This is a genomic window from Cytobacillus sp. FSL R5-0377, from assembly GCF_038004385.1.
Lineage (GTDB): Bacteria > Bacillota > Bacilli > Bacillales > Cytobacillaceae > Cytobacillus.
This window is the reverse complement of the sequence record NZ_JBBORA010000001.1, coordinates 853,276-879,786: the sequence shown is the minus strand read 5'-3', so window position 1 is coordinate 879,786 and position 26,511 is coordinate 853,276. Positions and strand designations below refer to the sequence as shown.

Here is a 26,511-nt window from a genome sequence, read left to right as displayed (position 1 = left end):
TAGATCAGACTGTATCGGTTATCATGTGTTGGTTTATATTATAAAGAAAGTGTAAAGGTTATAAGGATGAGAAGTTATAGGTTGAAAGAAAAGCTTCATCATACTATGATGAAGTAAATAAAGGAGGGAAAAGAATGGCAAATCAGGTAGAACCGAAATTAATTAAACCATTGTATGACGAACTGCAAAAGGAACGCTTCGTCACGCTTGCCACTGTTGATTTTGAAACTGGCGGACCTAATGTCAATGCGATTTCATGGGTACTGGCAAAAGATGAGGAAACATTATATTTTGCAGTTGATAACCGTTCGAGAATTGTTCAAAACATAAACAGCAATAACAAAGTTGTTCTGAATATTATCGCGAATGAATCTACATACTCCATAGCTGGTGAAGCTTCGGTTAAGGCTGAAAAAATGGAGGGAGTGCCTCTGAAGCTGGCGCTTATGGAAATCACTGTAAAGGAAGTCCGTGATGTCATGTTTTACGGCTCTAAAATCGTAGTAGAACCTCAATATGACAAAACATATGATAAAGACGCAGCGGCCCGTTTGGACAAACAGGTAATGGAAGCGATGAAAAAAGCTTAGTTCCCAAGGGAACTAAGCTTTTGCTGTTCGAATAGCGGCTTTTGACTATCCGTTAATGATAAATGCATCGGTTCAGACACATTTACTTATAGAAATTCGATTGTTTTTCCTGTTTTTGTTCAAGCTGTTTCTCCTGATCATTATCGAGTTTTTTCTTCGGAGTTTCGGTTGCGTTTTTCTCATTTTCCTTTTTAGGATCAACCAGATCGGCAGGGACTTCTGGCATTAGACGGCCGGCGATATCTGCCAGTTCATTCATGATTCCCTGCAGGGGCTCGCCGTTTTCAATGTCATCAGATATTTCCCGCAGTCTTGCGTTAATATCAGGATCTGCCACTACAATTGCTCTTGCACCATGAGGATCATTTTTAAGGGTTTCGGCAACTGAATATTTGATAGATCCGACATCAGAACGATCCAGGTTTTTATTTACATCTACTCCGACTACAGCAAAGCGTCCAAGAACAACTGCTGTGGCATCATTGACATTAGGAACTCGGGAAGCCAAATCGACGAGATGCCTGGAAACTTGCTGCCCAGTTTCTCTGTCAACTTCCTGTATGGTGCTATTTTTTACATTTACGGTGTTTGTAGTTTTCTGTTCCTGATCGTTCTGGGCCTGATTATTGTTCATGTTGCACCCTGTTAAAAGTAATCCTGTCATGCATATCAACAGCACTTTTTTCATATACGACACCTCCGGGACATCAAAATTCCCTGAAAATGAAAGCTTGAATTTTTTCAGGTTCAGGAATATTGAGGATTCTTAAATGTTATTGTGCAAAATTTCTTCTATCTTTATTCGGCATTACATATATTTTTACCAAGATAGATTTGTCCACATTGTATGAGAAGCATTTCTTCCTAATTAATCAACATCTTTTAAAGGCTGAATAATATAAAACAACAGGATAAGAATCCATCAGGATTGAAGGTAATCCTTTCATTAACTGCATATCTGCAGGCAGGGGACCTCGCTTTTGTAATTAGCTTTATAATGACACAAGAGGAGCAGGAGGCATCATATTGAGTAAAATTTACGTATTAGATACCAATGTCTTGTTGCAGGATCCTAATTCCATATTTTCGTTTGAAGATAATGAAGTAGTCATTCCGGCAGTAGTTCTGGAAGAGGTTGATTCTAAGAAAAGGTATATGGATGAAATTGGGAGGAACGCAAGGCAAGTATCCCGGCTGATTGACAGCATGAGGGAGACGGGTAAGCTCCATGAGAAAATACCTCTTGAAAATGGCGGAAGCCTGCGAATTGAATTAAATCACAGATCATTTCATGAACTTCAGGAGATTTTTGTTGAGAAAACGAATGATAATCGGATCTTGGCAGTTGCCAAAAACTTGTCCCTGGAAGAAGAGACAAAAGAAAATGGACGAACGGTAATTCTTGTAAGCAAAGATGCCCTTGTCAGAGTTAAAGCGGATGCTATAGGGTTAATTTCAGAGGACTTCTTAAGTGACCGTGTAGTGGAAAATGATCATTTATATCCAGGGTTTCTGGAAGTATATATAGGTCTCGATATTATGAACCGTTTTTATGAAAAAGGTGAGCTGCTGCTATCTGAAATAGCAAATCACCCTTTCTACCCGAATCAGTTTCTGGTTATGAAAGATGCACTTGGCTCCTCATCGTCTGCACTTGGCATTGTGGATAAAAGTGGAAGGAAAGTGAAAAAACTCATTTTTGACCATGACCATATTTGGGGAATTAAGCCCCGAAATGTGCAGCAGACAATGGCTCTTGAGCTATTGCTGAGAACTGATCTGCCGCTTGTAACGCTTATCGGCAAGGCTGGGACTGGAAAAACCCTTTTGGCGCTGGCATCCGGCTTAATGCAGACTGAAGATTATGGGAAGTACAAAAAATTGCTGGTCGCCCGCCCCATTGTGCCGGTAGGCAAGGATTTGGGATTCCTTCCGGGTGAAAAAGAGGAAAAGTTACGGCCGTGGATGCAGCCGATTTTTGATAATCTGGAATATCTGTTTAATGTCAAAAAGCCCGGCGAATTGGATGCCATATTGGCAGGTATGGGCTCAATTGAGGTTGAGGCTCTGACATATATCAGGGGCAGAAGCATACCTGATCAATTCATTATTATTGACGAAGCTCAAAACCTGACGAAGCATGAAGTGAAAACCATTTTAACCAGAGTGGGGGAAGGAAGTAAAATTGTCCTGATGGGGGACCCTGAGCAAATTGACCATCCCTACCTGGATGCTTATAACAACGGTCTCACCTATGTCGTGGAAAGATTTAAAGATCAGGTTATCTCAGGTCATGTCAAGCTGGTTAAAGGTGAGAGATCAGGCCTTGCCCAGCTTGCTGCAGACCTATTATAGCCTGCATGGCAGAGTTTATGAGTTCTGAGGATTTCATGCCGGGGAGGAGACTGCGAAAAAAGGGCGATTCATATCGCCCTCTCCGGTCATTCCACTCTAAATCCTTTCACTCTTTTTATAGGTGAATTTTGGTTGCTGCCGTCCCCGAAATAGGCATGAACTGGCCCATCCTCTTTTAATGGTTTCCCATCCTTTGAGAACCCCAATATTAATTCCTCGGCTTCAGAAAGAGACAACCGGGTTTCACCATATTCACTTTCAATTACAACAAATTCTGCTTTCTCTTCCGGCTCCGCGTTCATTAGGAATGGTTTAAAGGGTATACCGAATGTGCCTGTCAGAACCTTTTCTTTTTCGTATTTCTTTTCTGTTTTAAGTGTAGGAGGAAAAACTGCACCTTCCATGATTTCTCTATCCCAATGCTTTGAGACTGCTTTTGTATATTCCTCAAGTTCATTTTTTCTGAGATTTTCTTGGATAAAATATGTTGTTAAATCCACCCTCCGATCGTCGAATATCCAGACTCCCGGATCCAAGGTGATTTTATATTTTACATTTCCTTTAAAAGCAATTATATTTTCCATATTGAACCTCCTGGCAGCTCTATTCATGCTAAATATCTGTATAACTTAATTATACAGATGATTATGCCGCTTGTCATACAGTCATCCAGGAATGTAGATGGATAAAGTTATTTGAACTGAACGGATCAAATGATTGATGACACACTATATTAGCGGCGTTTTATCCTGCTGCCGATATCATTTCTCTATCAAATCCCTTATTATCCTTGCTTTTTTCCATGCTTAAGTATAAAATTTATAGATAGGATAATCGCTCGGAAATGGAGGGATTGAAAGTTGGCTTCTGACATGATTATTGATCACAAAGAAAAAGCAAATGCCCTATTAAAGGCAGATGCTGCTAAAATATTAAAGTTAATAAAGGTGCAAATGGATAATCTAACCATGCCTCAATGCCCTCTATATGAGGAAGTTCTTGATACCCAGATGTTTGGCTTATCCAGAGAAATTGATTTTGCTGTCCGTCTCGGATTAATCGAAGAGACCGAAGGCAAAGCTATTTTGGATGAATTGGAAAGGGAGCTGTCTATGCTCCACGAAGCTTCAGTAAAAAAATAATTTTAAAAAACTCAAACATCTTTTCAAAGATTGTTTGAGTTTTTTTATAACCGTAGCAGGTTAAAAAAGGATATACTGGCAAGGTTAATTGTTTTTGTATATTCTTAATGAGTTAATTGCGGCAAAAGGTGCGTTATTCCATAAAAGAAGTATGATTTTTCCGCGTGCAGTGTATGCCCAAGGAAGCATATTATATGTCCTGAGAAATTTACAGATAATTTTGCTTGGCGAAAATCAATAATAAATGCAAATAAAGCCTTTGAATAAAATTAGTATATCGAAAAGGGAAGAAAAAATAATATTGTATAACACAATTAAAAATTGGTATAACATAATTGTAGAATTATTTCCTTAGCTGTGTTACATTTAAATTAACTTTTCTTTTCTTCAAAGCAGGATATTTAATATTATAGTAGAATAAGTAATAAACTTAGAAGATAAGGGAAGAGGGCTGAATGTTAAAAAAAATATTAAAATCATATGATTATACCTTGATAATAGCTGTAGCCCTGTTATCTGTTTTTGGTCTCATTATGGTGTTCAGTGCAAGTATGGTAACAGCTGTGCAGATTTATGGCCAGGATAGCGACTTTTTTTATAATAAGCAAAAACTGAATTTAATTATCTCAGGCATTGTTTTCGTTTTTGTGGCTCTATTTCCATACAAAGCTATGCAAAGCAACAAATTTCTTGTTCCAATGGTGTTCTTTTCTTTATTAGGCCTGATTGCGTTATTTATATTTGGAAAAGTGGCGGGCGGGGCTATGAGCTGGTTTGAAATCGGCAAAAGAAGCCTGCAGCCTGCAGAGTTTGTTAAGCTATCAGTCATTATATACCTGGGTGCTGTCTACGCAAAAAAGCAGCCATATATTAATGAATTTAACAAAGGGGTTCTTCCCCCGCTTGCTTATCTGATTCTTGCCGTAATACTGGTTGCCGTCCAGCCTGATTTTGGTTCGGCCATAATCATTTTGCTTGTGGCTGGAGCAGTGATCTTTACATCAGGCATGAATTTCAAGAACATATTTAAACTGGGGCTTTTCGGAGTGCTGCTGGCTGCTCCTTTTATCCTCCTGTTAAAAGATAAGATTTTTGCACCTTATCGATTGGGGAGGGTAGAAGCATTTAGAGATCCCTTTGGTTCGGAATTCGGCTATCAGCTTTCGAATTCCTACATTGCCCTTGGAGCAGGCGGATTAAAAGGGCTCGGCCTAGGTGAGAGTATACAAAAACTTGGGTATCTTCCTGAAGCTCATACTGACTTCATTATGGCCGTAATTGCAGAGGAGCTTGGAGCATTTGGAGTAGGTTTTGTCATTCTGCTTCTTGGGTACATTGTCCTGAGGGGGATCTTTATCAGTTTAAAGTGTAAAGATGCTTTTGGCAGCTTACTTGCTATCGGCATTTCCGCCATGATAGGAATTCAGGCGTTCATTAATCTTGCAGGGATTTCGGGCGTTATGCCGCTTACCGGGGTTACACTTCCTTTTATAAGCTATGGAGGATCATCTCTGCTTCAGCTTTCGATTGCAATGGGGATTCTTGTAAATGTATCTATGTTCGTAAATTATGAAAAAAAATATAAAAATAAACATGAAGAAACAAATCCGGAATCCATAGAAATGGCCTCCGAAAAATCTTTTTCAATCCATAAATAAGCACACAGTTAACCTAACAGTGCTTTATTTATATATCAATCAGCATTTGCTGATTACATAAGTGCTTCCATCAGGAGGCAGCCAATCAAAGTTATAATGGCCGGACAGCGGAAAACCCGCCCGGCCTCAACTTAGATTTGGCAGAATATTGCCAAAAAATACATAAAGACGGGGTGTTTTATTTGAGCAGAAGAATTAACAAGGTGTTAGTAGCCAACAGAGGAGAAATCGCCATTCGTGTATTCCGTGCGTGCACAGAGCTGGATATTCGCACGGTAGCTGTCTATTCCAAAGAAGATTCCGGATCCTACCACCGCTATAAAGCGGATGAAGCTTATCTGGTAGGGGAAGGCAAAAAACCGATTGAAGCCTATCTTGATATTGAAGGAATCATTGATATAGCTAAAAGCAGTGATGTTGATGCAATTCACCCGGGCTACGGGTTTCTGTCTGAAAATATTGAATTTGCAAAACGGTGTGAGGAAGAAGGGATCATATTTATAGGCCCTACTTCGAAGCACCTGGATATGTTTGGAGATAAAGTAAAAGCAAGAACTCAAGCCCAGCTTGCTGAAATTCCGGTTATTCCAGGCAGTGATGGTCCGGTAGAGAGCCTGGATGATGTAATTAGCTTCGGAAAAAATTACGGCTTCCCGATTATCATTAAGGCTTCATTGGGCGGCGGCGGAAGAGGAATGCGTATCGTAAGGAGCCTTGAGGAAGTAAAGGAATCATATGAGCGTGCAAAATCAGAGGCAAAAGCAGCTTTTGGCAATGATGAGGTTTATGTTGAAAGATTCATAGAAAGACCAAAACATATTGAAGTTCAAATCATCGGTGACCAAGAAGGAAATATTGTTCATCTATATGAAAGAGATTGTTCAGTCCAAAGGCGCCATCAGAAGGTTGTTGAAGTTGCACCTTGCGTGTCCCTTGCTGAGAATCTGAGAGACGATATATGCCAAGCTGCTGTAAACCTGATGAAGAACGTAGATTATTTAAATGCAGGAACGGTCGAATTCCTTGTTTCAGGTGATCAGTTTTATTTCATAGAAGTAAATCCGCGTGTGCAAGTTGAGCATACGATCACCGAAATGGTAACAGGTGTTGATATCGTACAGACGCAAATCCTTGTGGCTGAAGGCTACTCGCTGCACAGCAAAGAAGTTGGTGTTCCTAAACAGGAAAATATTCATATACATGGCTATGCCATTCAATCACGTGTTACAACAGAGGATCCGTTAAATAACTTCATGCCTGATACAGGCAGATTAATGGCATACAGATCAGGCGGCGGTTTCGGCGTGAGACTTGATGCAGGAAATGGTTTCCAGGGAGCAGTGATCACACCATATTATGATTCACTGCTAGTTAAACTATCAACACACGCAATGACTTTTCAGCAGGCAGCTTCAAAAATGGTAAGGAACCTTCAGGAGTTCCGTATCCGGGGAATTAAAACAAATATTCCTTTCCTTGAGAATGTGGTAAAACATGAGAAATTCTTAATTGGTGAATATGATACATCATTTATTGATGAAACTCCTGAACTATTCCTTTTCTCGAAAAAGAAAGACCGCGGAACAAAGATGCTGAATTATATCGGGAACGTAACAGTAAATGGATTTCCGGGAATTGAAAAGAAAAAACGTCCGGTATTTGATGTGCCGCGAGTTCCGAAATTAAAATACAGCACAGATTACCGGGACGGGACCAAGCAAATTTTAGATAATCAAGGTCCTGAAGGGCTTGTTAAATGGATTAAAGAACAAAAAGAAGTCCTGATTACGGATACTACCTTCCGTGATGCGCATCAATCGCTGCTCGCGACAAGGGTAAGAACAAATGATCTGAAGCATATCGCAGAGCCGACAGCAAAATTGCTTCCGGATATGTTCTCTTTTGAGATGTGGGGCGGTGCAACTTTTGATGTTGCTTATAGATTCCTGAAAGAAGATCCTTGGGATAGGCTGCTGACTTTGCGGGAAAAGATGCCAAATGTTTTATTCCAGATGCTTCTTAGAGCTTCGAATGCGGTGGGATATAAGAACTATCCAGATAATGTCATAAGGGAATTCGTAGAAAAATCAGCCTACGCAGGAATCGATGTATTCCGTATTTTCGATAGCCTTAACTGGGTTAAAGGGATGGAAGTCGCAATCGATGCTGTCCGCCAGACAGGAAAAATTGCCGAAGCCGCTATGTGCTATACAGGTGATATTCTGGATCCAGCCAGAACGAAGTACAACCTTAAATACTATAAAGATTTGGCAAAAGAGCTGGAAAATCAGGGAGCTCATATTCTGGCCATCAAAGATATGGCTGGTTTACTGAAGCCGCAATCAGCATACACTCTTATTTCTGAATTGAAAGAAACAGTAGATATTCCAATTCATCTTCATACCCATGATACAAGCGGAAATGGAATTTACACATATGCAAAAGCTATTGAAGCTGGAGTGGATATTGTGGATACAGCTTTAAGCACAATGGCTGGCCTGACCTCTCAGCCAAGTGCTAATTCATTATATTACGCACTGCAGGGGAATGACAGGCAGCCAAATATTGATATCCAGTCGCTCGAGCAATTATCTTACTATTGGGAGGATGTCCGCAAATATTACGAGGACTTCGAAAGCGGCATGAAAGCCCCTCATTCAGAAGTCTACCAGCATGAGATGCCTGGAGGGCAATACAGTAATCTTCAGCAGCAGGCTAAAGCGGTAGGCCTGGGGGATAAGTGGGATGAAGTTAAGGACATGTACTCCAGAGTGAATCATATGTTTGGAGATATCGTTAAAGTTACACCTTCATCCAAGGTAGTCGGTGATATGGCATTGTTTATGGTCCAGAATCAGCTGACAGAGCAGGATGTTTTGAATAAAGGCAAATCTCTGGATTTTCCTGACTCAGTGGTAGAATTATTCGAGGGCTACTTAGGACAGCCATATGGAGGGTTCCCGGCGGACTTGCAGAAGGTCATATTGAAAGACAGGGAGCCAATCACTGTACGCCCGGGTGAGCTTCTAGAAGATGCCGACTTCGATGCAATAAAAGAAAAACTCTTTAAAGAATTGGGCAGACAGGTAACAAGCTTTGAGGCAATTGCCTATGCGCTGTATCCAAAAGTATTTATGGAATATATAAAGACCTGTGATCAATTTGGTGATATTTCCGTTCTTGATACCCCTACATTCCTATATGGTTTAAGACTGGGTGAGGAAGTGGAAATTGAAATTGAAACAGGTAAAACATTAATTGTTAAATTAGTTTCGATTGGCCAGCCTCAAGCAGATGGGACCAGAATTGTTTATTTCGAGCTAAATGGACAGCCGCGTGAAGTAAGCATAAAAGATGAAAGCATTAAAGATACAACAGCAGCCAAGGCAAAAGCTGATCCGCATAATGAAAGCCATATTGCAGCCAGCATGCCGGGAACTGTCATCAAGTTACTTGTAGAAAAAGGTGAAAAAGTCGAAAAAGGGGATCATTTAATGATTACCGAGGCTATGAAGATGGAAACCACTGTACAAGCACCATTCTCTGGAACGGTAAAGGATATTTTCGTCTCTAATGGAGAAGCAATTCAAACAGGAGATTTACTGATAGATTTATCTAAATAAATAGCTGTTTTCGTAAAGTCTATTGCTTCTCTAACTTAATTAAATTTGTTGAGTGAACTTCGCCGCGGCACTTGATCCTCGCAGGGGAGACTTGCATTCCTCCCCGCTGGTTTGCTGCGTGTCTGGAGCGGAAATCAACAGCAGAATTCATAACAAAAGAGCTTCGGCGAAGAATGCCGAAGCTCTTTTGTTTATTTAAATTAAGGGATAGAAGTAACGGTAGGAATTCCAGATTCTTCATTTTTCTCTTTTTCCTTAACTCCTGAAACAGCAAGCTCATTCTTTCTGCTTCGTGAAGTCAGGAGGATAAAATAGCTTAATACTCCAAATAAGCAGGAAATAAAGAAGGCGTGGGCAAGAGCTATATACAAGTTAAGTCTGGTTAAAACAACTAATGCACCTGCAGCAACCTGGAGCGATACTAAGATAAATGATATAATCCAGCCCCAGTAAATCACCTTCTGTTCCCGGTAATGTTTAACGGCTAGATAGGTAATATAAGCAATCCATATAAAAATTAATCCAGCAGCGGCCCGGTGCCCCATCTGTACCCATTCATACATATTGGCAGGAAGTGCGAAGGAATCATTTATGCATAATGGCCAGTCACGGCATACAAGGCTGGCATTTACATGGCGCACTAGAGCGCCGGTGTAAACAACTGCATAGCTGTATAACGAAACCCCAATAATATGTTTCCTCATTCTTTTATCGATAATAAGCTTCTCTGCCTCGAATTTTTTATCTACTTCAAAAATAAGCAAAGTCAGGAGCAGTACTGCAGCAAATGATATTAAAGATATCCCGAAATGAAGGGCGAGCACAAAATCAGATTGCCCCCAGACTACGGCGGCAGCTCCAATTAAAGCCTGCAGGATAAGGAAAAACAGAGAAGTCAGTGATAAAAACTTTGTTTCCCTAATATGACCTATTTTTCTCCATGTCCAAATCGATAATATAAGTACCATAAACCCGATAGAGCCTGAAACCAGTCTATGGGCCAGTTCAATAATCAGTTCAGGAGTAATATCGGTCGGAACCAGTTCGCCATTGCAAAGCGGCCACGATTTCCCGCACCCCATTCCTGATTCAGTTTTCGTAACCAGGGCACCGCCCAGCAAGACTAAAAGCATGCCGAATGATGTTAGAACGGCAAACCATTTTAAAGATCGTTGCAAAGCCTTTCACCTTCTTTATATATTCTGTGTTTATCAATAGTGTCTATAATTGAATTACTGCGTATTTATTCATTATATATCTTAACAGAGATCCTCTGAAAATCCATATATGAAGAGAGTCTAGTTACTTTTTCGATAGTACAGGAATAAAATGCTTTTTACAACAGTTATAAAAATTATAAAGTTAATTATAGTAAAAAAGGTTGAAACTTATAATAGAGTTTGCTAGAAATATAAAGGGGGTATAAAATGGTTGTCCCCTGTCGCGGAAAATAACCTAAAATACATAAAAGTGAGAATACTTTATCCTCCGTAGTTTTCTGAAGCAGCTTTATTATCTCAAAAATAAACCCTTTCTTTAAGTGAATTTAGGCTTTGACACAAATTAGTCATAAATTATTCTAAAAAAATTCACAAAAGAGTTTTAAAGTGTGATTTAATATACAGAGAAATGGTTTGGGTTCATTTAGATAGTAAACAGTTTAAATACATTATTAATGGTAGAAAACTATTAGTATGATTATTATTCATCCAGGGTTCACCCCTCGTTTTTTATCGTGAATATGGCATTCAGGGCATTTATACTTTATAGTAGGTGTAATGTTCGCGATAAGGGATTAAGGAGGAAAAGATATGTCTGACTCACGGGCTTTGAGTGATGCAGCTATTGAGAACACAGAGCGAAGCCTTCAAAAAGATCTGCCTGAGACTACAGTTTGGAAGGATTTCCTTGCTCTAATCAAAATTGGCATTGTGAATTCCAATCTAATTACAACTTTCACCGGTCTTTGGCTTGCACTGCATTTTTCCGGAAAAGGATTTTTCAATAATCTGGATTTAGTTCTTTATACAGTAATCGGCTCTTCACTGATTATTGCAGGCTCCTGCAGCTTAAATAATTTTATTGACCGCGACATTGATCCTTTAATGGAAAGGACAAAAGGGAGGCCAACTGTTACTGGGAAAGTGAACCCAGGCAAGGTGGCACTTTTGAGTTTTCTGCTTATTGGCCTTGGTACGGCCTTTTTAATGTTTACAACAGCAGCAGCGGTTGTAATTGGATTACTAGGTGTTTTCAGCTATGTTGTTCTATATACAATGTGGACGAAGCGCAGGTTTGTATCCAATACGATTGTAGGCAGCATTTCAGGGGCAGTTCCCCCGCTGATCGGGTGGGCAGCAGTGGATGGCAACCTTGATCCCATGGCCTGGGTACTGTTTGCTATCGTGTTCATCTGGCAGCCTCCTCACTTTTATGCACTTGCAATGAGAAGGGCAGAGGAATATAGGGCTGCGGGAGTTCCGATGCTTCCAGTAGTAAAAGGATTTAAAACAACTAAAAGGCATATTTATTTATGGGTTGCAGCACTATTGCCGCTGCCGTTTCTTATGCCATCATTAGGATTGCCTTTCTTAATACTTGCTGGTGCTTTAAATATTGGCTGGTTATTAACCGGGTTATACGCAAGAAAGTTTAATGATGATATTAAATGGGCTACATTAATGTTTGTATACTCCCTGCAATATCTGACCATTATGTTTGTAGCTATGGTAATCATCACACTTATTTAACTTAGTTAGGAAATTCCTTCTTTCGTTTATAACGGGAGGGGATTTATCCATATTTTTTGATCAAACAATTCAAAAAATGAAATCTTTACGAAAGAGGGGTTTGATTAAGCTATGAAAAGGCTTGCAAAGTGGCGTCTTTTTTCTCTGTTTGCAATGATGGCGCTCATTCTTTCCGCTTGCTCCGGCAAACCGTATTTATCAACGCTGAATCCTGCCGGCGAAGTGGCGCAGACACAATTTGATTTGATGGTGTTAAGTACTGTAATTATGGTAGGAGTAATTGCGGTCGTAACAGTAATCTTCTTTATTGTTGTATTTAAGTTCCGCCGAAAGGACGACAGAATTCCAAAACAAGTTGAAGGAAGCCACAAACTGGAAATCATTTGGACTGTTATTCCTATTCTTTTGCTTCTTATTCTTGCTGTACCGACAGTTTCAGCTACCTTTAAGCTTGCTGATGTAGGCCCAATGGAAAAGAAGAATGAAGAAGGCAAGACAGATGCACTTGTTGTAAATGTGCGTGCAAACTTATACTGGTGGGAATTTGAGTATCCAAACCAGGAAATCATCACTGGCCAGGAATTAGTTGTTCCAACGGATGAAAAAGTTTATTTCAATCTTATTGCTTCTGATGTAAAGCACTCCTTCTGGATTCCTGCTGTAGGCGGTAAGCTGGATACAAACACGGACAACGTGAATAAATTCTGGCTGAAGTTTGACAGTGAAAAGGCTGAAGAAGCAGATAATTTCTTCTACGGAAAGTGTGCTGAGCTTTGCGGTCCATCCCACGCATTAATGGATTTCAAAGTTAAAGCGGTTCCACGTGAAGAATTCGATCAATGGGCAACTGCTATGGCAGAAGTTAAGGAACCTAAAAAAGCGGAGACAGATCTGGCTCAAGCTGGTCAGGAAGTCTTCAACAACAGCTGTATCGGCTGTCATGCTGTAACACCGGCAAACACTGCTCCTGAAGCAGCTCGTTTAGCTCCAAACTTAACAAACTTCGGTGATCGTGACCGTATTGCAGGTATCCTTGATCATACTGAAGAGGACCTTAAGGATTGGTTAAGAGATCCTGAAACATTCAAGCCTGGCAATAAAATGACAGGTACTTATGGTGAATTGTCTGAAGAAGAGCTTGATGCCCTTGCTGAATATTTAATGGGCTTGAAAGTTATGGAACAATAGGGGATTTTTTGAAAAGGGAGGTAAAATTGTGAGTACCTTAGCACAAAAAAAAGGTTTCGGAGCGGTTTTATGGGACTACTTAACAACAGTTGACCATAAAAAAATCGCAATCCTTTATCTTATAGCTGGCGGATTTTTCTTCTTGCTTGGCGGATTGGAAGCCATGTTCATCCGTATCCAGCTTGCAGTACCAAATAATGATTTTGTAAGTGCCGGATTGTATAATGAAATTTTAACTATGCACGGTACAACGATGATCTTCTTGGCAGCTATGCCACTGATTTTTGCTTTTATGAATGCTGTTATGCCACTTCAGATAGGTGCGCGTGACGTTGCATTTCCATTCTTGAATTCTTTAGGATTCTGGCTGTTCTTCTTCGGAGGAGTTTTCTTGAACCTATCATGGTTCTTAGGCGGAGCTCCTGATGCCGGCTGGACTTCTTATGCTTCACTTTCAATTGCTTCTGAAGGGCATGGAATCGACTTCTATGCACTCGGACTGCAGATATCAGGTGCTGGTACGTTAATCGGGGGAATCAACTTCCTTGTTACCATTATTAACATGCGTGCTCCTGGTATGACCTACATGCGTATGCCTATGTTCACTTGGGCTACATTTGTTACATCAGCATTGATTTTATTTGCTTTTCCAGCTTTAACAGTAGGACTTTTTCTGTTAATTTTCGACCGTATGTTTGGATCTAACTTCTTTGATCCTGCTATGGGCGGTAATACAATTATCTGGGAGCACTTCTTCTGGATTTTTGGACACCCTGAAGTTTACATCTTGGTATTGCCGGCTTTCGGTATTTTCTCCGAGATTTTTGCGATTTTCTCAAGAAAGCGCCTTTTCGGATACTCTTCAATGGTATTCGCAACGGTTCTTATTGGTTTCTTAGGCTTCATGGTTTGGGCTCACCATATGTTTACAACTGGTATGGGTCCGATTGCAAACGCGATTTTTGCTGTAGCAACAATGGCAATTGCAGTACCGACTGGTATTAAGATCTTTAACTGGCTATTTACAATGTGGGGCGGAAGCATTACATTCACAACTCCGATGCTTTGGGCTATTGCCTTTATTCCTTCATTTGTAGCCGGTGGTGTTACTGGTGTAATGCTTGCATCTGCGGCACAGGATTACCAGTATCATGACAGCTACTTTGTAGTTGCTCACTTCCACTATGTTATCGTCGGCGGTGTTGTGTTTGCATTATTTGCTGGCGCACATCTATACTGGCCAAAAATGTTCGGTACAATGTTAAACGAATTCCTTGGAAAAATTACGTTCGTATTATTCTTTATTGGATTCCATTTAACATTCTTTATTCAGCATTTCCTCGGACTTTGGGGAATGCCTCGACGTATTTTCACTTTCCTTCCTGGACAGGGTTTCGAAACGTCGAACATGGTAAGTACTGTAGGTGCGTTCTTCATGGCAGCCGCAGTAATCATTATGTTAGTTAATATTGTTATTACAAGTGTTAAAAATGAAAAAGTCGGCAATGACCCTTGGGGAGATGGCCGTACATTAGAATGGGCTATTCCATCACCGCCTCCGTTCTATAACTTCAAGCAGCTTCCGCTTGTTCGCGGTCTGGATGCATATTGGCTTGAAAAAATGGAAGGCAAAAAAGGCATGTCACCTGCAGAGCCGCTTGGTGATATCCATATGCCTAATAACTCTTTCATCCCATTTGTGATTTCTTTAGGTCTATTTGTTGCCGCATTTGGTGCAATGTACCGCGCAGAACACAGCTGGGGTATCCCGGTACTAATCGTGGGTATGCTTATTACTCTGGGCTCTATGTTTGTACGTTCTGTCAAGGATGATCATGGATACCACATTCACAAAGAAGATTTGGAAGATAATAATGATAAGGGGGTTAAGGCATAATGGCTGCTGAACAAAAAATGACTTACGAAACATGGCCTGCGTCGCCTGAAAAGCAAACCCTCGAAGCCAAGAACAAATTCTTAGGTTTCTGGTTTTTCCTTGGGGGAGAGACAGTTTTATTCGCCTCCCTTTTCGCTACTTATCTTGCTTTAAAAGACAAAGTACCTAGCAGTGACATGGCTCTTGCGAAAGACTTGTTTGAAATTCCATTGGCATTCATTATGACAATGCTGTTACTAACAAGCTCGCTGACAAGTGTATATGCTATGTATCACATGAAGAATTTCGACTTCAAAAAAATGCAGCTATGGCTTGGAATTACTGTTTTACTTGGGCTTGGATTCCTCGGTTTGGAGATTTACGAGTTCAATCACTATGTGCATGAATTCCATCATAGCTTCACAAGCAGTGCCTTCGGTTCAGCCTTCTACACATTAGTTGGTTTCCATGGTGCTCACGTGGCATTCGGTTTACTTTGGATCACTACTTTGATGATCCGCAACAACAAAAGAGGATTGAGCCTATACAATGCTCCTAAGTTTTATGTGGCCAGCCTTTACTGGCACTTTATCGACGTTGTTTGGGTATTCATCTTCACAGTAGTATATTTAATGGGAATGGTGGGATAAACTGATGGCCAATCAACAACCAAACTCAGGTAACCCAAGAGTAGACATTGAATATAGACGCAAAAAAAGTGCAGATGAGATGAAACACCAGGTTATCACTTTTGCACTAATGATCTTCCTGACAATTGTTGCGTTCGTTGCAGCAGGTTATGAAGGTTTCTCTGGATGGTTTGTAGTGCCATTCATTCTGATTCTTGCTCTCGTGCAAGTAGTTTTTCAATTATATTATTTCATGCATATGAGTCATAAAGGTCATGAAGCACCGTCTTTGTTCTTATATTCGGGAGCATTTGTCGGATTCATTACAATCATTGCTTTCTTGACCGTTATTTGGTGGTAAGTTAAAAAGAAAATCGGCTGAAGGCCGATTTTCTTTTTATGTAAAGCAGAGTTTGTAATCATTACCCAAATTCGGGCTTATTGAGATTGCAGGCTGAAGAGGGTATAATAGTACTTGTCAATATAAGATTAGAATTGGTTACGTTCAAGGCAGGTTGAGCAATATTCAATGAGGTGATAGCATGTCTTTGGAAATATTCGGTTTCCGTGCTCTTTGGAGTCCATATTTCTTTTTATTTGTTGCATTAATTCTTGCAGGATACTATATGTTAACAGTCAAGTACCGTGGAAGGTTCAAAGATAGTGAGCCATTAACCAAAAGGCAGGGTGTGTATTTTACAATCGGTATGATTGTGTTATATGCGATCAAAGGTTCCCCGCTTGACCTAATGGGCCATTTAATGTTCTATGCTCATATGATTCAGATGGCTGTCCTGTATTTAGTTGTTCCTCCGCTTGTAGTTATGGGAATTCCCCAATGGGTGTGGAGAGCAGTGGTTAATCATAAAGCTATTAAACCTGTATTCAATATTTTTACAAAGCCATTAATAGCTATTATCCTGTTCAATGGAGTATTTTCAATCTACCACATACCAGATGTTTTTGATGTGGTTAAAACGGATATGATGCTTCATACTGTATACACATCTGGCCTGTTTCTGCTGGCAATCTTTATGTGGTGGCCAACTATTAATGAACTTCCTGAAATGGAGTCACTGGACGGTCTAAAGAAGGTAGGGTATATTTTTGCAAATGGTGTTTTATTGACTCCTGCATGTGCTCTAATCATTTTTTCAGATACTCCAATGTACAGTACCTATTCTGATCCGAATGCATGGGCGCAGGCCCTTCAGTTATGTGTACCTTCTGCGACACTGGCAAGCCTGAATCTTAGCGGGCCTGAAATGTTTAATTCAATGTCACTTATACACGATCAGCAGCTTGGCGGGGTCATCATGAAGATTATCCAGGAAATTGTATATGGCTTTATTCTTGCTCAAATCTTCTATGCATGGTACAAAAAAGAACAGGAAATTACTCCTTCAGAAGAAGAAACAATACTAAATCCTCATTTAGTAAAATAAATAAAAAATAAAAATCAACTCCAGTCAGAGGCTGGGGTTGATTTTTTCAATAAAGTAAAAATGTTGGCATATTGCATAATAATGATCACCGGGTTTTAAATAAATATTGAACATTTAAGGAACTTTTCCTTAAAGCCAAACAGTTTGTTGAAAAATATAGTACACTTTAATAAAATGATCTTTGTGAGAAAAAACGTGAATTAGATTTTTAAACTGTTATTTGGAGAAAGGAAGAATTTATGGAATACTCATTGCCTATACTCCCAACCATAAGCACAACCTTTATTGTTCTAAGTGCAATAACGGTTGCTATTGGCTGGGTGCAAATCAGTAAAAAGAAGCTTGAGGCTCATAAGAAAACAATGACTTTAGCAGCTGTGTTTGCTGTTATTTTCTTTATCATTTATGCCAGCAGGACAGTTTTTATTGGAAATACTGCTTTTGGCGGCCCTGATGATATAAAAATTTATTATACGATCTTTTTAATTTTCCATATTACACTGGCAACTGTGGGGGCAGTTTTAGGAATTTGTTCGCTATATACTGGCTATAAAAATAAAGTTGCTGCACATAGGAAATTGGGACCGATAACCAGTGTTGTCTGGTTTTTTACCGGCATAACAGGTGTTGCAGTCTATCTGCTGCTGTATGTTTTCTACCATGGAGGAGAAACTACCTCTGTAATAAAAGCAATCCTGGGTACGTAACAGGTTTAAGATGCCGCTAGCTGTTAGCGGTATTTTTTTATGCCTATAATATTATCCGCATATTATTTAAAAGGACATATTGGCTATATGGCGAATATTAATAATGATATTTTAATTGGGAGTGGATTTTGTGTCGGTAAGAAGATTAACTGAGAGCGAATTTAAAGAGGCCATAAAGCTTTCCATGTATGCCTTCCAGTACAATGTGCCTGAAGCTGACATCCCGGCCCGGATAGAACGTTTAAAAACTCATGACATTTTTGGTATTTGGGAAGAGGAAAGTTTGGCTGCCAAGCTTCACATCATCCCCCTTAAGGTTCATATTAATGGTTTTGATTGGGATATGGGAGGTGTTGCCGGGGTGGCGACATATCCTGAATATAGAAGAAAAGGCCATGTAAGTAAACTGATCAAGTACGCTTTAGCCGAAATGAATAATAAGGGTCAGTTATTTTCATTTTTGCATCCATTTGATATTTCGTTCTATCGAAAATACGGATGGGAGATATTCACAGAATATAAGAAAACGCATATTAAGAAAATTAATTTAAAAATGGCGGGGAAATCTTCAGGGGCCATTAAGCGGTTTACTAAGAATCAGCACACATTAACCATCGAAAAGATTTATCAAGAATTTATGCAGCGGTATTCAGGAGGGCTTGTAAGAGACACCTATTGGTGGGAGAACTTTGTGTATTCTGATTACCAGATTGCAGTGTACTTTGATGAATCAGGTGAGGGACAGGGCTATATCTTATTTAAGGTCCAAGACAATAAAATGGATATCGAAGGATTTGCAGCTCTAAACCAGGAAGCTAGAGTGAATTTATGGAATTTTATCTGTCAGCATGACTCAATGGTTGAGGAAGTAAAGATCACCACCTCTGTACATGACCCATTTCCTTATTATTTGAATCAGCCCAGTTTAAAAATGGAGGTTTTTCCGTACTTTATGGGAAGAATCGTTAATGCTGAAAAATGTCTTATGCAATATAAATTCCAGGACAATAGCGAAAATGTTTTTCTTCATATTGAGGACCACCATGCACCATGGAATCAAGGAAGCTACTTACTTTCTGAAAACGGCGTCAGACTGTTTAAAGAGAAGGAAGGAAGCCGATGTGCAAACCCTCCCGCAAAAGGTTTGCATATGTCTATTAATGCCCTTTCAGCAATAGTTATTGGCTACAAAAGGCCCATAGAGTTATATGAACTTGGCGAAATAAAGGGTCCCAGAAATGATTTGGAAATACTTGAAAGAAAAATTCCTGTGCAAAAGTCCTTTTTCTATGATTTCTTTTAAGGAAATAAAAGCGTCCAAGGTGGCGCTTTTTTTCTTTGGACAGTCAAATATTAGTCCTTATCAAGGCGGTGATAAATAGACTGTAACACTTTTAGTATTTTAAGCATTACATATTATAAAAATTAAATTAATGCATTTTCCCTGAGAGATTGTTGCCCTGTTTAAAAAATCGCACAGAAAGAAGTGAAATGAAGATGAATAACGATCATCTTAACTTCGAGACGATGCAGGCAGCCAGTGACATAATCTCCGCAATTGTAGAATCCAGCCTGGAGGAAAAAAAAAGTGTCATTCCGCTTAAGCATGAAAGATTCACATTCTTTAAGAAAAAAAACGAGCCGATTTCCATATTTTTCAGAAACACTGAAGTATATTTGAAAATAAAGCTTAACATAGTAAAAGGTAAAAATATCTTGGAGGAAACGCTCAGGATTCAGAAAGAAATAAAGGATGAAATTGTCCATTTAACGGGACTTGAGGTTAAAAGAGTAGATCTCTCAGTTCAAAAAATAATATCTGCAGAAAACGCTCTTTCTGAAAACTAAGTTATAAAGGCCCTATAAGCTAATATGAAAAAGACGCATGATATCCATGCGTCTTTTCTAATTCAGTAATCTTTAGAAAATAAAATTACTCAGCGAATTGGTCAATCTCTGCTTTTATCTCATTCAAAGTTTTTTCGCACTGGCTTACTAATGATTTAGGGAAGCTTTCGCCCTCACCATATTCTATCCCATGCGGATAATAATGTTTGCCAAGAAGCGGGGTCATAAGTTGAATAGTTGCTCTATGAGCTCCTACATCTCCTTCAACCGCATATCCAAATACACGAAGGTAAAAAACGCCCTCTTTTAATTCGAATTTACGGTCATATGTAACTCTTTCATAATCCCATTGCCCTTCACGGACCAGGCCGTGAGAAAGCATTACTTCATCTAAGCGGGTTAAGTCTGCTTTTTTATTTTCCAGACCTGTGTTTTCAAATTTCATATTTGTCCCTCCTGAAAACATCCATGGTTGTGTTGAACGATCCATGCATAATTTTAACAAGTTTATCTCAAATTTAATAATAGTAGAAAAAAGCGTAACTTGCAACGGATTCATGCAAGAAAACATCCGTCTGTCGAAGAACGATAACTGAAATGCCGAAAATTTACACCATGGCCGGCATATCTGGGACAACTGTACTCGCAGCAGCTAAACTGTGAAAGGGGAAGCGTCAATTGCATAAATACAAAGTCATCAGTATCTTCTTTTTGCTATTATTTATTACACCACTGTCTGCAGGTGCTGCAGCAGATTACAGAGTTGAGCAGCAGGATACACTTTGGGAAATTGCACTAAAATTTCAGAAAGACCTTCAGGACATTATTAACAGCAACCCTCAAATTGAAAATCCTGATTTGATTTTTCCTGGTGAAATTATTATCATTCCCAGCCGTGGAAAGTGGAATGATTTTCCTAAAATGGATGATAATGAAAATGAGCTAATGAGACTTACAAATGAAAAGCGAAAGGAATTAAGGTTAAAGCCGTTGTCAGTAGATGTAAAACTGAATATTGCCGCCAAAAAAAAATCGTCGGATATGATGAAACTACAATATGTTTCACATAATTCTCCTACTTATGGAAATCCTACAGAAATGCTGAGGAATCAGCAAATATCTTTTAAGACCGTAAAAGAGAATATCGGGGCAGGCTATAAAACAGCTGATGAAATGTTTAATGCCTGGATGAATTCTGCAGTCCTCCGGGAAAATATTCTAAGCAAAAAGGCAACTCATTTTGGCTCCGGATATAGTCAAGGAGGACTGCACGGTCATTACTGGACTATTTTCATTGTGGAAAAAAACGAAGGAGGATAAAAAGTGGAAAAAATCAGCGATATTATGACAGACCAGGTTGAAAGCTGTTCTTTATTAGACAATGTTTACGAAGTGGCAGTTAAGATGAAAGAATTAAACGTAGGAGCTATCCCAATCGTGGATAATGATAAGCTCGTGGGAATGATTACTGACCGGGATATCGTTCTGCGCTGTGTGGCAGAAAAACACCCTGCCTCATCTAAAGTAGAAGATATTATGAGCAGCCACTTAGTAACTGTTACGAGGGATACAGAGGCTCAGGAAGCAGCAAGATTGATGGCTGAACACCAAATTCGCAGGCTTCCTGTTGTGGAAGGGGACAGGCTAGTTGGAATAGTATCTTTGGGCGACTTTGCGGTACGTCATTTAACAGATGACCAGGCTGGTGAAGCCCTGACTGATATTTCAAAACATGAAACTGGAGCACAGCATTAAGAGGACACCACTCGGTGTTCTTTTTTTTTGTAGCAAAGATTGCTGAATTCGGAACTTATCGAAAATAATAGATAAACCATACGCCTAATGGTATGATAAATAGTATATATGCAATTATTCCATTTAGAATTCATTTAAAAGAAATCACAGTAAAATGCCTAAGAAACAGTGAGTAATCGAAGGGGGGAAGGTTCTCTGCGAGCGCTTTTCCGAATTTTAGTATTGATTTGCATTTTTCTGGCAGCAGGCTTTTACATCGATATTGATCGCAAAGAAAAAGGGGAAATACTTGTCAGTCAGGAAAGCACAATTAAAGATATAAATAATAAGGAAAATAACCTATCTTCCAATACGGGGTTTCCTGAAAAGGGTGTGGCAGCACTCATGGGGAAATCATCAGGGGAGCTCAAAGGAAGTTTGGGAGAGCCGTCCAGAATAGACCCGTCTTTTTTCGGCTACGATTGGTGGATTTATGATATAAGCAGCACGGAATATATTCAGGCTGGCGTCAGCAATAATAAAGTGGTCAGTTTGTTTGTGACAGGAGAAGACTCAGACATTTATCCTTTTAAAATTGGGCAGCCCATTGGTGAATTATATTCATCCGTCTTTTTTGAAACAGAATTCAGCCTTAAAGTAAAAGGCAGCTCATATCGCTTTGAATTATCAGAAGATGACCTCAATACAAGGCCGCTTGTAATGGTCGGAGATTTTTATTCGCAGCTGAATATAGACAGGTTTACAGGAACGCTATCCAGCGTGAGGTTAATGGATGCAGCCACTTTAATTAAGCTTCGCCCGTATGAAATGGTTTACCGTGGTGAATTATTGGAGTCTCCCTTGCCTTCCCCTGCCCTCGAAGAAGAAGTTGAGAGAGCGAAAGAGAAGCAAATTTTCGACATCACTAATGTTATAAGAGTCAGACATCATTTACAGCCGCTGAAATGGGATGATCAAACTGCATCAGCAGCATTAGATCACAGTAAAGATATGTACGAATCCAATGACTTTTCACATACTTCCAAAACTTATGGAGATTTGAAGGACCGGCTTCAAGCTAAAGAGGTGCTGTATGAGGCAGCTGGGGAAAACATTGCTGCAAATTATACGGATGCACCTGCTGTAGTTGAAGGATGGCTTAACAGTAAGGGCCATAGGGATAGTCTCCTGAAAGAAGAATTTACCCATCTTGGAGTTGGGGTTTATAAAAAGCATTATACGCAAAACTTCATAAAAAAAGCCGATGGCGAAAGCTAAAAGAGAAAAGAGCCTAAATTAAGGCTCTTTTCTGTTAGGAGTAATCTGAATCCTGCCAACCTGAAAAAAGTCATCCTTCCAATTTCCATACAAGTGAACATGGTCACCGATCTTGACGGAAGGAGTTTGGGTATTATACATTATTGGAGTTATTTTTTTAATATTTGAATATTTGAAGCTCTTTGTCTGGACGGTTAGTTCAAGGACATGCACATAGCGGCTGTAATGATACCGTTGCCTGCGCTCGCTTAGATGGACGATTTCACCTGTAATAATGGCCTCTTCAGGAACATCTGCCAGTTTCGCCCACCTCTCATAACCATCCCGCATTTCCTTTTTAGTCAGCCAAAAAAAATAAAGGCAAATTATTGGTATGACGATAGCAGTGACCATCTTCCCACCGCCTTTAATTATTTACATTTTTCTTTTCGATGATAAAAAAGCTGCCTGTTGCCTGTGCAATTTTTCTGCCATCCGAACGGATTACATCTGCAGATAATACCATGGTTTTTGTTCCCTTATGGTCAATAGCGGCACGGCAGGTTACGTATTCCCCTTTGCCGACAGCGAGATAATGAATATTCAACTGTGTCGTAACAGCAGCAAAACCTTCAGGAAGCAGGGAAGCCGCAAGTGTTCCCATGGCAGAGTCAACTATTGTTGCAGTTATTCCCCCATGGAGAATTCCGAGCGGATTATTGACAATCTCACTCAAAGGAACAGTCAGTATGCACACATCTTCAGTTATGTGCCGCTCCATATGAAGCATACCGCCTATATATGAGCTGTTTTGCCCGGTTTGTCTTTTTTGAAAACCTAAAAGCAGGGATTCTAAAGCTGTTATTTCATCGTCAGTCGCATTCTTTGTGCACTGATTGAATAACTCCATAAGATCTTTATTCATTATCGTTCACCTTTCAATATCTTTCTGCATTCATAATAGTAACATTAATGGCTGAATTTTTGAATTTAAATGGACCAATAAAGCAGCCATTTTTATTCACCTTTTTCATTCATTTTCATATGGTATTATAGGCATTTGCATCAGAACGAGGTGATATGGCATGTCCAAAACGAAGCTTCACCCCTCTGTTGAAAAGTTCAAAGAGTTTGTAAAACAGAATCCCCGGATCATCAAAGAAGTAAGGGATGGAAAAACAACATGGCAGGAATTATATGAGGATTGGTATTTGCTTGGTGAAGAAGATCCAAGGTGGGATTCCTTGAGAGAAAACAAAGATAATACACAAAAGAACATTGAGAAAAAAAGTGACTGGATGGGAAACATTATGGGTACTCTTAAGCAAATGGATGCAAATCAAATGCAGGGGTACATCACTAATCTCAGCCGGGCACTTTCAGCTGTGCAGGGGGTTATTTCACAATTTCAGGGCGGGGGCCAGATACCATCAGGAGGTTCAAAGCCAAGTGTGACAAAACCAAGCAGCCCTTTTACATTTAAAAAGGATTAAGGGGTTGAACAGATGAGAAAAGATATCGTCGAGTACCTTGAACAAAAGCAGGAGCTTAGGCAATTTATCCGTGAACAGCCTCACTGGTATAGAAAACTTAGCAGAAATCCGAATGAGATTCAATCTTTGGAAGTGGCAGCACTGCACTATTATAAAAAAACGATTCCCCATAAGGTTGAAAAAATTACGAATGGAGTTCAAATGGCCTCCATGATGATGAGCATGTTTCATGCCATGAATTCTCAATCCAATTAAAAAGCTTTCTCGAACAAGAGAGAGCTTTTTATTTGTTATGGAGTAAAAATAATCAGACGGGCAAACACTAACTTTATTAGATATTTACGGAATACATCCTAAAGGAGTGTTAAAATAATGAAAAGCCAAAAATACTTCTTAATATTGCTGGTTATTTTGGTTCTTACAGCGTGCCATAAAGATATTCCTGAGCCAGAAACAAAAATGGCGGCCAGTACTCCTGCAAATGAAGAAACAGCAGAACCATTAATGCCTGTTTCAGGGGTGGAAAGTGAAGCCAAGGATCCTTTTTATGTCAGGCATCAAATTAAGGGGAAAGATGTACTTGTTGAATGTATTGTGCAGGATGTGTCCTTTAGAAAACAAAGCAGCAAAGAAAAAGGGAAAATTATCCTGTATCTAAACGGAAAGAAGAAGGAGGAAATCCATTCAGCTGCTTTTATCATCAAAGGGCTTCCTTCAGGAAAACATCGAATTGGGCTGGAACTTGTTAAAGGAAAAAATGCCGATGTCTCTTTAAAAAGAGATTTTATTGTGGTGATCCCTTAGTCTACTTGCTTTAGCTTTAAACCGTTTCATGATAAAATAAGAAACGGAGGTGAGCTATTTTGCTTGCTACATTAGAAAGAGTGGCTATTTTGGACAAAGCTGACGAGCTTGCAGCGATGATTACAGAATCTGAAGAAGCGGAACAATACCGCAAAAGTTTATATAAATTAAAGAACAGCCGTGAAACCCAGCGGAAGATACAGGATTTTATCAAAATGAAAGAACTGTATGAAGAAGTTCAGCGATTTGGCAAATATCATCCGGAGTACAAAAGGGTGATGATGTCTATTAGGGAGCTAAAGCGAGACATGGACATGGATATTCATGTGGCAGAGTTCAGAAGAGCAGAGACTGAACTGCAAACCCTCCTGGATGAAGTGAGTACGCTGATAGGAAGGTCTGTGTCTGAACATATTAAAGTTCCCACTGGTAATCCTTTCTTTGAATCCAGCTGCGGAGGAGGCTGCGGTTCTGGAGGCAGCTGCGGGTGTTCATAGAAAAGCTTTCCCTAGAGTCAACCTTCAAAACAAAACCAGCTCAGGCTGGTTTTTCTTTTGGACAAAAAATGCAGTTTGTGAACCTTCCCATTGAAAACTATTATTTTTCTGTGCTAGACTAAATAAAACAAACGAATACCGAAGGGGAAAAATATATGCTTGGTCAAAGGCAAGGAATTGTTGTATGGCTTTATTCTTTAAAACAGGCAAAAATGTTAAGAAGATTTGGAAATGTTCATTATGTTTCAAAGCGGCTTAAATATGTAGTGCTATACTGTGATCTTGCCGATACGGAAACAATTATGGAGAAGATAAATTCATATTCTTTTGTAAAAAAAGTGGAACCCTCCTATAAGCCTTTCCTAAAAACGGAATTTGAAAATTCCAAACCGGACAAAGCGAAGGAATATGATTATAAGATGGGAATATAAAGGCGTGAGCAAAGCTCAAGCCTTTTTCTCGTTTAATGCAAAGGTGCAATAAAATGATTAAGCCTTAGAATTCCAATCAGATACTGATAATATAATTCCTTTTCATTAAAAATGGCAGAAGGTTTTACTGTCAGCTGAATTATCTCTTTATTCAGTTCCTTCGCAGCATTCTCGAAAAGATTATACCTCTTATTTGGAGTTGACTCTGGATTTGGTATTCCCTCACGGCAAATATATAAAGGCTGAAATTCTCCCGGATCTGTCGGCTTTAATATGACCGCCAGGGATGTCATTTCTTTATCATTGATGCTCGTATGGAAAGCGGCCATGTGTGATAATCGATGCTTGTTCGCCCGCGCTATTTCAATTAATTCATAAATGTCAGAGTAACCTTCGCCAATTTCTATAAAACGCTGTATCAAAATTTGAACCTCCTTAATACTCCAGGTATATGCTTTTTATATGAATTTCCCCATCAATACTA

The 26,511-nt window shown here is 39.5% G+C and carries 29 protein-coding genes; 22 read left to right on the top strand and 7 right to left on the bottom strand.

Going from position 1 to position 26,511, the window contains the following annotated elements:
- Nucleotides 1-134 precede the first annotated feature (134 nt).
- Nucleotides 135-590: a pyridoxamine 5'-phosphate oxidase family protein gene (locus NSQ49_RS04295; RefSeq protein ID WP_251282764.1), complete on the top strand. Its 456-nt coding sequence runs from the start codon at nucleotides 135-137 to the stop codon at nucleotides 588-590.
- Between the two features lie 82 nt (nucleotides 591-672).
- Here the strand turns inward: NSQ49_RS04295 and NSQ49_RS04290 are convergent, their stop codons facing one another.
- Nucleotides 673-1,278, bottom strand: a complete 606-nt coding sequence (locus tag NSQ49_RS04290) for a YhcN/YlaJ family sporulation lipoprotein (protein WP_159862529.1) — start codon at nucleotides 1,276-1,278, stop codon at nucleotides 673-675.
- Between the two features lie 335 nt (nucleotides 1,279-1,613).
- On the opposite strand from NSQ49_RS04290, the gene NSQ49_RS04285 reads away from it, so the two are divergent.
- The gene (locus tag NSQ49_RS04285) at nucleotides 1,614-2,945 is read left to right on the top strand and encodes a PhoH family protein (RefSeq protein ID WP_251282911.1); all 1,332 of its coding nucleotides are present in this window, start codon (nucleotides 1,614-1,616) and stop codon (nucleotides 2,943-2,945) included.
- Between the two features lie 86 nt (nucleotides 2,946-3,031).
- Here NSQ49_RS04285 and NSQ49_RS04280 read toward each other — a convergent pair whose 3' ends face one another.
- Entirely contained in the window at nucleotides 3,032-3,529 is a 498-nt protein-coding gene (locus tag NSQ49_RS04280; protein ID WP_159862531.1) for a peptidyl-prolyl cis-trans isomerase, read from the bottom strand.
- Between the two features lie 276 nt (nucleotides 3,530-3,805).
- On the opposite strand from NSQ49_RS04280, the gene NSQ49_RS04275 reads away from it, so the two are divergent.
- The 3 genes from NSQ49_RS04275 (at nucleotide 3,806) to pyc (ending at nucleotide 9,368) form a co-directional block, all read left to right on the top strand.
- Complete coding sequence (locus tag NSQ49_RS04275; RefSeq protein WP_061793419.1) at nucleotides 3,806-4,087, top strand: YlaN family protein; 282 nt, start codon at nucleotides 3,806-3,808, stop codon at nucleotides 4,085-4,087.
- 455 nt (nucleotides 4,088-4,542) lie between these two features.
- A complete protein-coding gene (locus NSQ49_RS04270) occupies nucleotides 4,543-5,745 on the top strand; it encodes an FtsW/RodA/SpoVE family cell cycle protein (RefSeq protein WP_159862532.1) in 1,203 nt (400 codons plus the stop codon).
- Nucleotides 5,746-5,927: 182 nt separating this feature from the next.
- Nucleotides 5,928-9,368 carry a pyruvate carboxylase gene (pyc, locus tag NSQ49_RS04265; RefSeq protein WP_251282765.1) on the top strand — a complete coding sequence of 1,147 codons (3,441 nt, stop codon included), beginning with the start codon at nucleotides 5,928-5,930 and terminating at the stop codon, nucleotides 9,366-9,368.
- A gap of 200 nt (nucleotides 9,369-9,568) precedes the next feature.
- Here the strand turns inward: pyc and NSQ49_RS04260 are convergent, their stop codons facing one another.
- Nucleotides 9,569-10,546, bottom strand: a complete 978-nt coding sequence (locus tag NSQ49_RS04260; protein ID WP_159862534.1) for a COX15/CtaA family protein — start codon at nucleotides 10,544-10,546, stop codon at nucleotides 9,569-9,571.
- A 633-nt stretch (nucleotides 10,547-11,179) separates the two neighbouring features.
- On the opposite strand from NSQ49_RS04260, the gene cyoE reads away from it, so the two are divergent.
- From cyoE to NSQ49_RS04215, 9 genes are all read left to right on the top strand, one after another.
- Complete coding sequence (gene cyoE / locus NSQ49_RS04255; RefSeq protein ID WP_159862535.1) at nucleotides 11,180-12,118, top strand: heme o synthase; 939 nt, start codon at nucleotides 11,180-11,182, stop codon at nucleotides 12,116-12,118.
- A 111-nt stretch (nucleotides 12,119-12,229) separates the two neighbouring features.
- On the top strand, nucleotides 12,230-13,306 hold the full coding sequence (gene coxB / locus NSQ49_RS04250) for a cytochrome c oxidase subunit II (RefSeq protein ID WP_159862536.1): 1,077 nt from the start codon (nucleotides 12,230-12,232) through the stop codon (nucleotides 13,304-13,306).
- Between the two features lie 28 nt (nucleotides 13,307-13,334).
- A complete protein-coding gene (ctaD, locus tag NSQ49_RS04245; RefSeq protein ID WP_159862537.1) occupies nucleotides 13,335-15,203 on the top strand; it encodes a cytochrome c oxidase subunit I in 1,869 nt (622 codons plus the stop codon).
- Entirely contained in the window at nucleotides 15,203-15,832 is a 630-nt protein-coding gene (locus tag NSQ49_RS04240) for a cytochrome (ubi)quinol oxidase subunit III (RefSeq protein ID WP_251282767.1), read from the top strand. Before ctaD ends, NSQ49_RS04240 begins: the two co-directional genes overlap by 1 nt.
- Nucleotides 15,833-15,836: 4 nt before the next feature.
- Complete coding sequence (gene ctaF / locus NSQ49_RS04235; protein WP_159862539.1) at nucleotides 15,837-16,172, top strand: cytochrome c oxidase subunit IVB; 336 nt, start codon at nucleotides 15,837-15,839, stop codon at nucleotides 16,170-16,172.
- Nucleotides 16,173-16,353: 181 nt separating this feature from the next.
- Entirely contained in the window at nucleotides 16,354-17,256 is a 903-nt protein-coding gene (gene ctaG / locus NSQ49_RS04230; protein WP_159862540.1) for a cytochrome c oxidase assembly factor CtaG, read from the top strand.
- A 239-nt stretch (nucleotides 17,257-17,495) separates the two neighbouring features.
- Complete coding sequence (locus NSQ49_RS04225; RefSeq protein ID WP_159862541.1) at nucleotides 17,496-17,963, top strand: DUF420 domain-containing protein; 468 nt, start codon at nucleotides 17,496-17,498, stop codon at nucleotides 17,961-17,963.
- Nucleotides 17,964-18,093: 130 nt separating this feature from the next.
- Nucleotides 18,094-19,266, top strand: a complete 1,173-nt coding sequence (locus NSQ49_RS04220; protein WP_251282768.1) for a GNAT family N-acetyltransferase — start codon at nucleotides 18,094-18,096, stop codon at nucleotides 19,264-19,266.
- A gap of 188 nt (nucleotides 19,267-19,454) precedes the next feature.
- Nucleotides 19,455-19,811 carry an Asp23/Gls24 family envelope stress response protein gene (locus NSQ49_RS04215; RefSeq protein WP_236566135.1) on the top strand — a complete coding sequence of 119 codons (357 nt, stop codon included), beginning with the start codon at nucleotides 19,455-19,457 and terminating at the stop codon, nucleotides 19,809-19,811.
- Nucleotides 19,812-19,896: 85 nt separating this feature from the next.
- Here the strand turns inward: NSQ49_RS04215 and NSQ49_RS04210 are convergent, their stop codons facing one another.
- Nucleotides 19,897-20,256: a YugN family protein gene (locus NSQ49_RS04210; protein ID WP_159862543.1), complete on the bottom strand. Its 360-nt coding sequence runs from the start codon at nucleotides 20,254-20,256 to the stop codon at nucleotides 19,897-19,899.
- Nucleotides 20,257-20,489: 233 nt separating this feature from the next.
- Between NSQ49_RS04210 and NSQ49_RS04205 the strand changes: the two genes are divergently transcribed.
- The 3 genes from NSQ49_RS04205 (at nucleotide 20,490) to NSQ49_RS04195 (ending at nucleotide 22,823) form a co-directional block, all read left to right on the top strand.
- On the top strand, nucleotides 20,490-21,131 hold the full coding sequence (locus NSQ49_RS04205; RefSeq protein WP_251282769.1) for a CAP domain-containing protein: 642 nt from the start codon (nucleotides 20,490-20,492) through the stop codon (nucleotides 21,129-21,131).
- 3 nt (nucleotides 21,132-21,134) lie between these two features.
- Nucleotides 21,135-21,566, top strand: coding sequence for a CBS domain-containing protein (locus NSQ49_RS04200; RefSeq protein WP_159862545.1), 432 nt, complete (start codon nucleotides 21,135-21,137; stop codon nucleotides 21,564-21,566).
- Between the two features lie 222 nt (nucleotides 21,567-21,788).
- A complete protein-coding gene (locus NSQ49_RS04195) occupies nucleotides 21,789-22,823 on the top strand; it encodes a CAP domain-containing protein (RefSeq protein WP_251282770.1) in 1,035 nt (344 codons plus the stop codon).
- Between the two features lie 18 nt (nucleotides 22,824-22,841).
- Here the strand turns inward: NSQ49_RS04195 and NSQ49_RS04190 are convergent, their stop codons facing one another.
- Both NSQ49_RS04190 and NSQ49_RS04185 read right to left on the bottom strand, forming a co-directional pair.
- The gene (locus tag NSQ49_RS04190) at nucleotides 22,842-23,216 is read right to left on the bottom strand and encodes a hypothetical protein (RefSeq protein ID WP_159862547.1); all 375 of its coding nucleotides are present in this window, start codon (nucleotides 23,214-23,216) and stop codon (nucleotides 22,842-22,844) included.
- A gap of 13 nt (nucleotides 23,217-23,229) precedes the next feature.
- A complete protein-coding gene (locus NSQ49_RS04185; protein WP_159862548.1) occupies nucleotides 23,230-23,727 on the bottom strand; it encodes a PaaI family thioesterase in 498 nt (165 codons plus the stop codon).
- Between the two features lie 160 nt (nucleotides 23,728-23,887).
- Between NSQ49_RS04185 and NSQ49_RS04180 the strand changes: the two genes are divergently transcribed.
- The 5 genes from NSQ49_RS04180 (at nucleotide 23,888) to NSQ49_RS04160 (ending at nucleotide 26,027) form a co-directional block, all read left to right on the top strand.
- On the top strand, nucleotides 23,888-24,295 hold the full coding sequence (locus NSQ49_RS04180) for a YlbD family protein (RefSeq protein WP_251282771.1): 408 nt from the start codon (nucleotides 23,888-23,890) through the stop codon (nucleotides 24,293-24,295).
- Nucleotides 24,296-24,307: 12 nt separating this feature from the next.
- Nucleotides 24,308-24,550 (top strand): YlbE-like family protein, encoded by a 243-nt coding sequence (locus NSQ49_RS04175; RefSeq protein WP_251282772.1) that lies wholly within the window; start codon nucleotides 24,308-24,310, stop codon nucleotides 24,548-24,550.
- Nucleotides 24,551-24,667: 117 nt separating this feature from the next.
- Complete coding sequence (locus NSQ49_RS04170) at nucleotides 24,668-25,099, top strand: hypothetical protein (protein WP_159862551.1); 432 nt, start codon at nucleotides 24,668-24,670, stop codon at nucleotides 25,097-25,099.
- 59 nt (nucleotides 25,100-25,158) lie between these two features.
- Nucleotides 25,159-25,596, top strand: coding sequence for a YlbF family regulator (locus NSQ49_RS04165; protein ID WP_251282774.1), 438 nt, complete (start codon nucleotides 25,159-25,161; stop codon nucleotides 25,594-25,596).
- A gap of 155 nt (nucleotides 25,597-25,751) precedes the next feature.
- Nucleotides 25,752-26,027 carry a YlbG family protein gene (locus NSQ49_RS04160; RefSeq protein WP_159862553.1) on the top strand — a complete coding sequence of 92 codons (276 nt, stop codon included), beginning with the start codon at nucleotides 25,752-25,754 and terminating at the stop codon, nucleotides 26,025-26,027.
- 32 nt (nucleotides 26,028-26,059) lie between these two features.
- Here NSQ49_RS04160 and NSQ49_RS04155 read toward each other — a convergent pair whose 3' ends face one another.
- Nucleotides 26,060-26,449, bottom strand: coding sequence for a DUF7147 family protein (locus tag NSQ49_RS04155; protein ID WP_159862554.1), 390 nt, complete (start codon nucleotides 26,447-26,449; stop codon nucleotides 26,060-26,062).
- Nucleotides 26,450-26,511: the final 62 nt, after the last annotated feature.

Excerpts from the sequence above, each read along its gene's own strand:
- NSQ49_RS04295 (WP_251282764.1), top strand. The coding sequence starts at position 135 with ATGGCAAATCAGGTAGAACCGAAATTAATTAAACCATTGTATGACGAA.
- NSQ49_RS04290 (WP_159862529.1), bottom strand. The coding sequence starts at position 1,278 with ATGAAAAAAGTGCTGTTGATATGCATGACAGGATTACTTTTAACAGGG.
- NSQ49_RS04280 (WP_159862531.1), bottom strand. The coding sequence starts at position 3,529 with ATGGAAAATATAATTGCTTTTAAAGGAAATGTAAAATATAAAATCACC.
- NSQ49_RS04270 (WP_159862532.1), top strand. The coding sequence starts at position 4,543 with ATGTTAAAAAAAATATTAAAATCATATGATTATACCTTGATAATAGCT.
- cyoE (WP_159862535.1), top strand. The coding sequence starts at position 11,180 with ATGTCTGACTCACGGGCTTTGAGTGATGCAGCTATTGAGAACACAGAG.
- coxB (WP_159862536.1), top strand. The coding sequence starts at position 12,230 with ATGAAAAGGCTTGCAAAGTGGCGTCTTTTTTCTCTGTTTGCAATGATG.
- NSQ49_RS04240 (WP_251282767.1), top strand. The coding sequence starts at position 15,203 with ATGGCTGCTGAACAAAAAATGACTTACGAAACATGGCCTGCGTCGCCT.
- ctaF (WP_159862539.1), top strand. The coding sequence starts at position 15,837 with ATGGCCAATCAACAACCAAACTCAGGTAACCCAAGAGTAGACATTGAA.
- ctaG (WP_159862540.1), top strand. The coding sequence starts at position 16,354 with ATGTCTTTGGAAATATTCGGTTTCCGTGCTCTTTGGAGTCCATATTTC.
- NSQ49_RS04225 (WP_159862541.1), top strand. The coding sequence starts at position 17,496 with ATGGAATACTCATTGCCTATACTCCCAACCATAAGCACAACCTTTATT.
- NSQ49_RS04215 (WP_236566135.1), top strand. The coding sequence starts at position 19,455 with ATGAAGATGAATAACGATCATCTTAACTTCGAGACGATGCAGGCAGCC.
- NSQ49_RS04210 (WP_159862543.1), bottom strand. The coding sequence starts at position 20,256 with ATGAAATTTGAAAACACAGGTCTGGAAAATAAAAAAGCAGACTTAACC.
- NSQ49_RS04190 (WP_159862547.1), bottom strand. The coding sequence starts at position 23,216 with ATGGTCACTGCTATCGTCATACCAATAATTTGCCTTTATTTTTTTTGG.
- NSQ49_RS04185 (WP_159862548.1), bottom strand. The coding sequence starts at position 23,727 with ATGAATAAAGATCTTATGGAGTTATTCAATCAGTGCACAAAGAATGCG.
- NSQ49_RS04180 (WP_251282771.1), top strand. The coding sequence starts at position 23,888 with ATGTCCAAAACGAAGCTTCACCCCTCTGTTGAAAAGTTCAAAGAGTTT.
- NSQ49_RS04175 (WP_251282772.1), top strand. The coding sequence starts at position 24,308 with ATGAGAAAAGATATCGTCGAGTACCTTGAACAAAAGCAGGAGCTTAGG.
- NSQ49_RS04170 (WP_159862551.1), top strand. The coding sequence starts at position 24,668 with ATGAAAAGCCAAAAATACTTCTTAATATTGCTGGTTATTTTGGTTCTT.
- NSQ49_RS04160 (WP_159862553.1), top strand. The coding sequence starts at position 25,752 with ATGCTTGGTCAAAGGCAAGGAATTGTTGTATGGCTTTATTCTTTAAAA.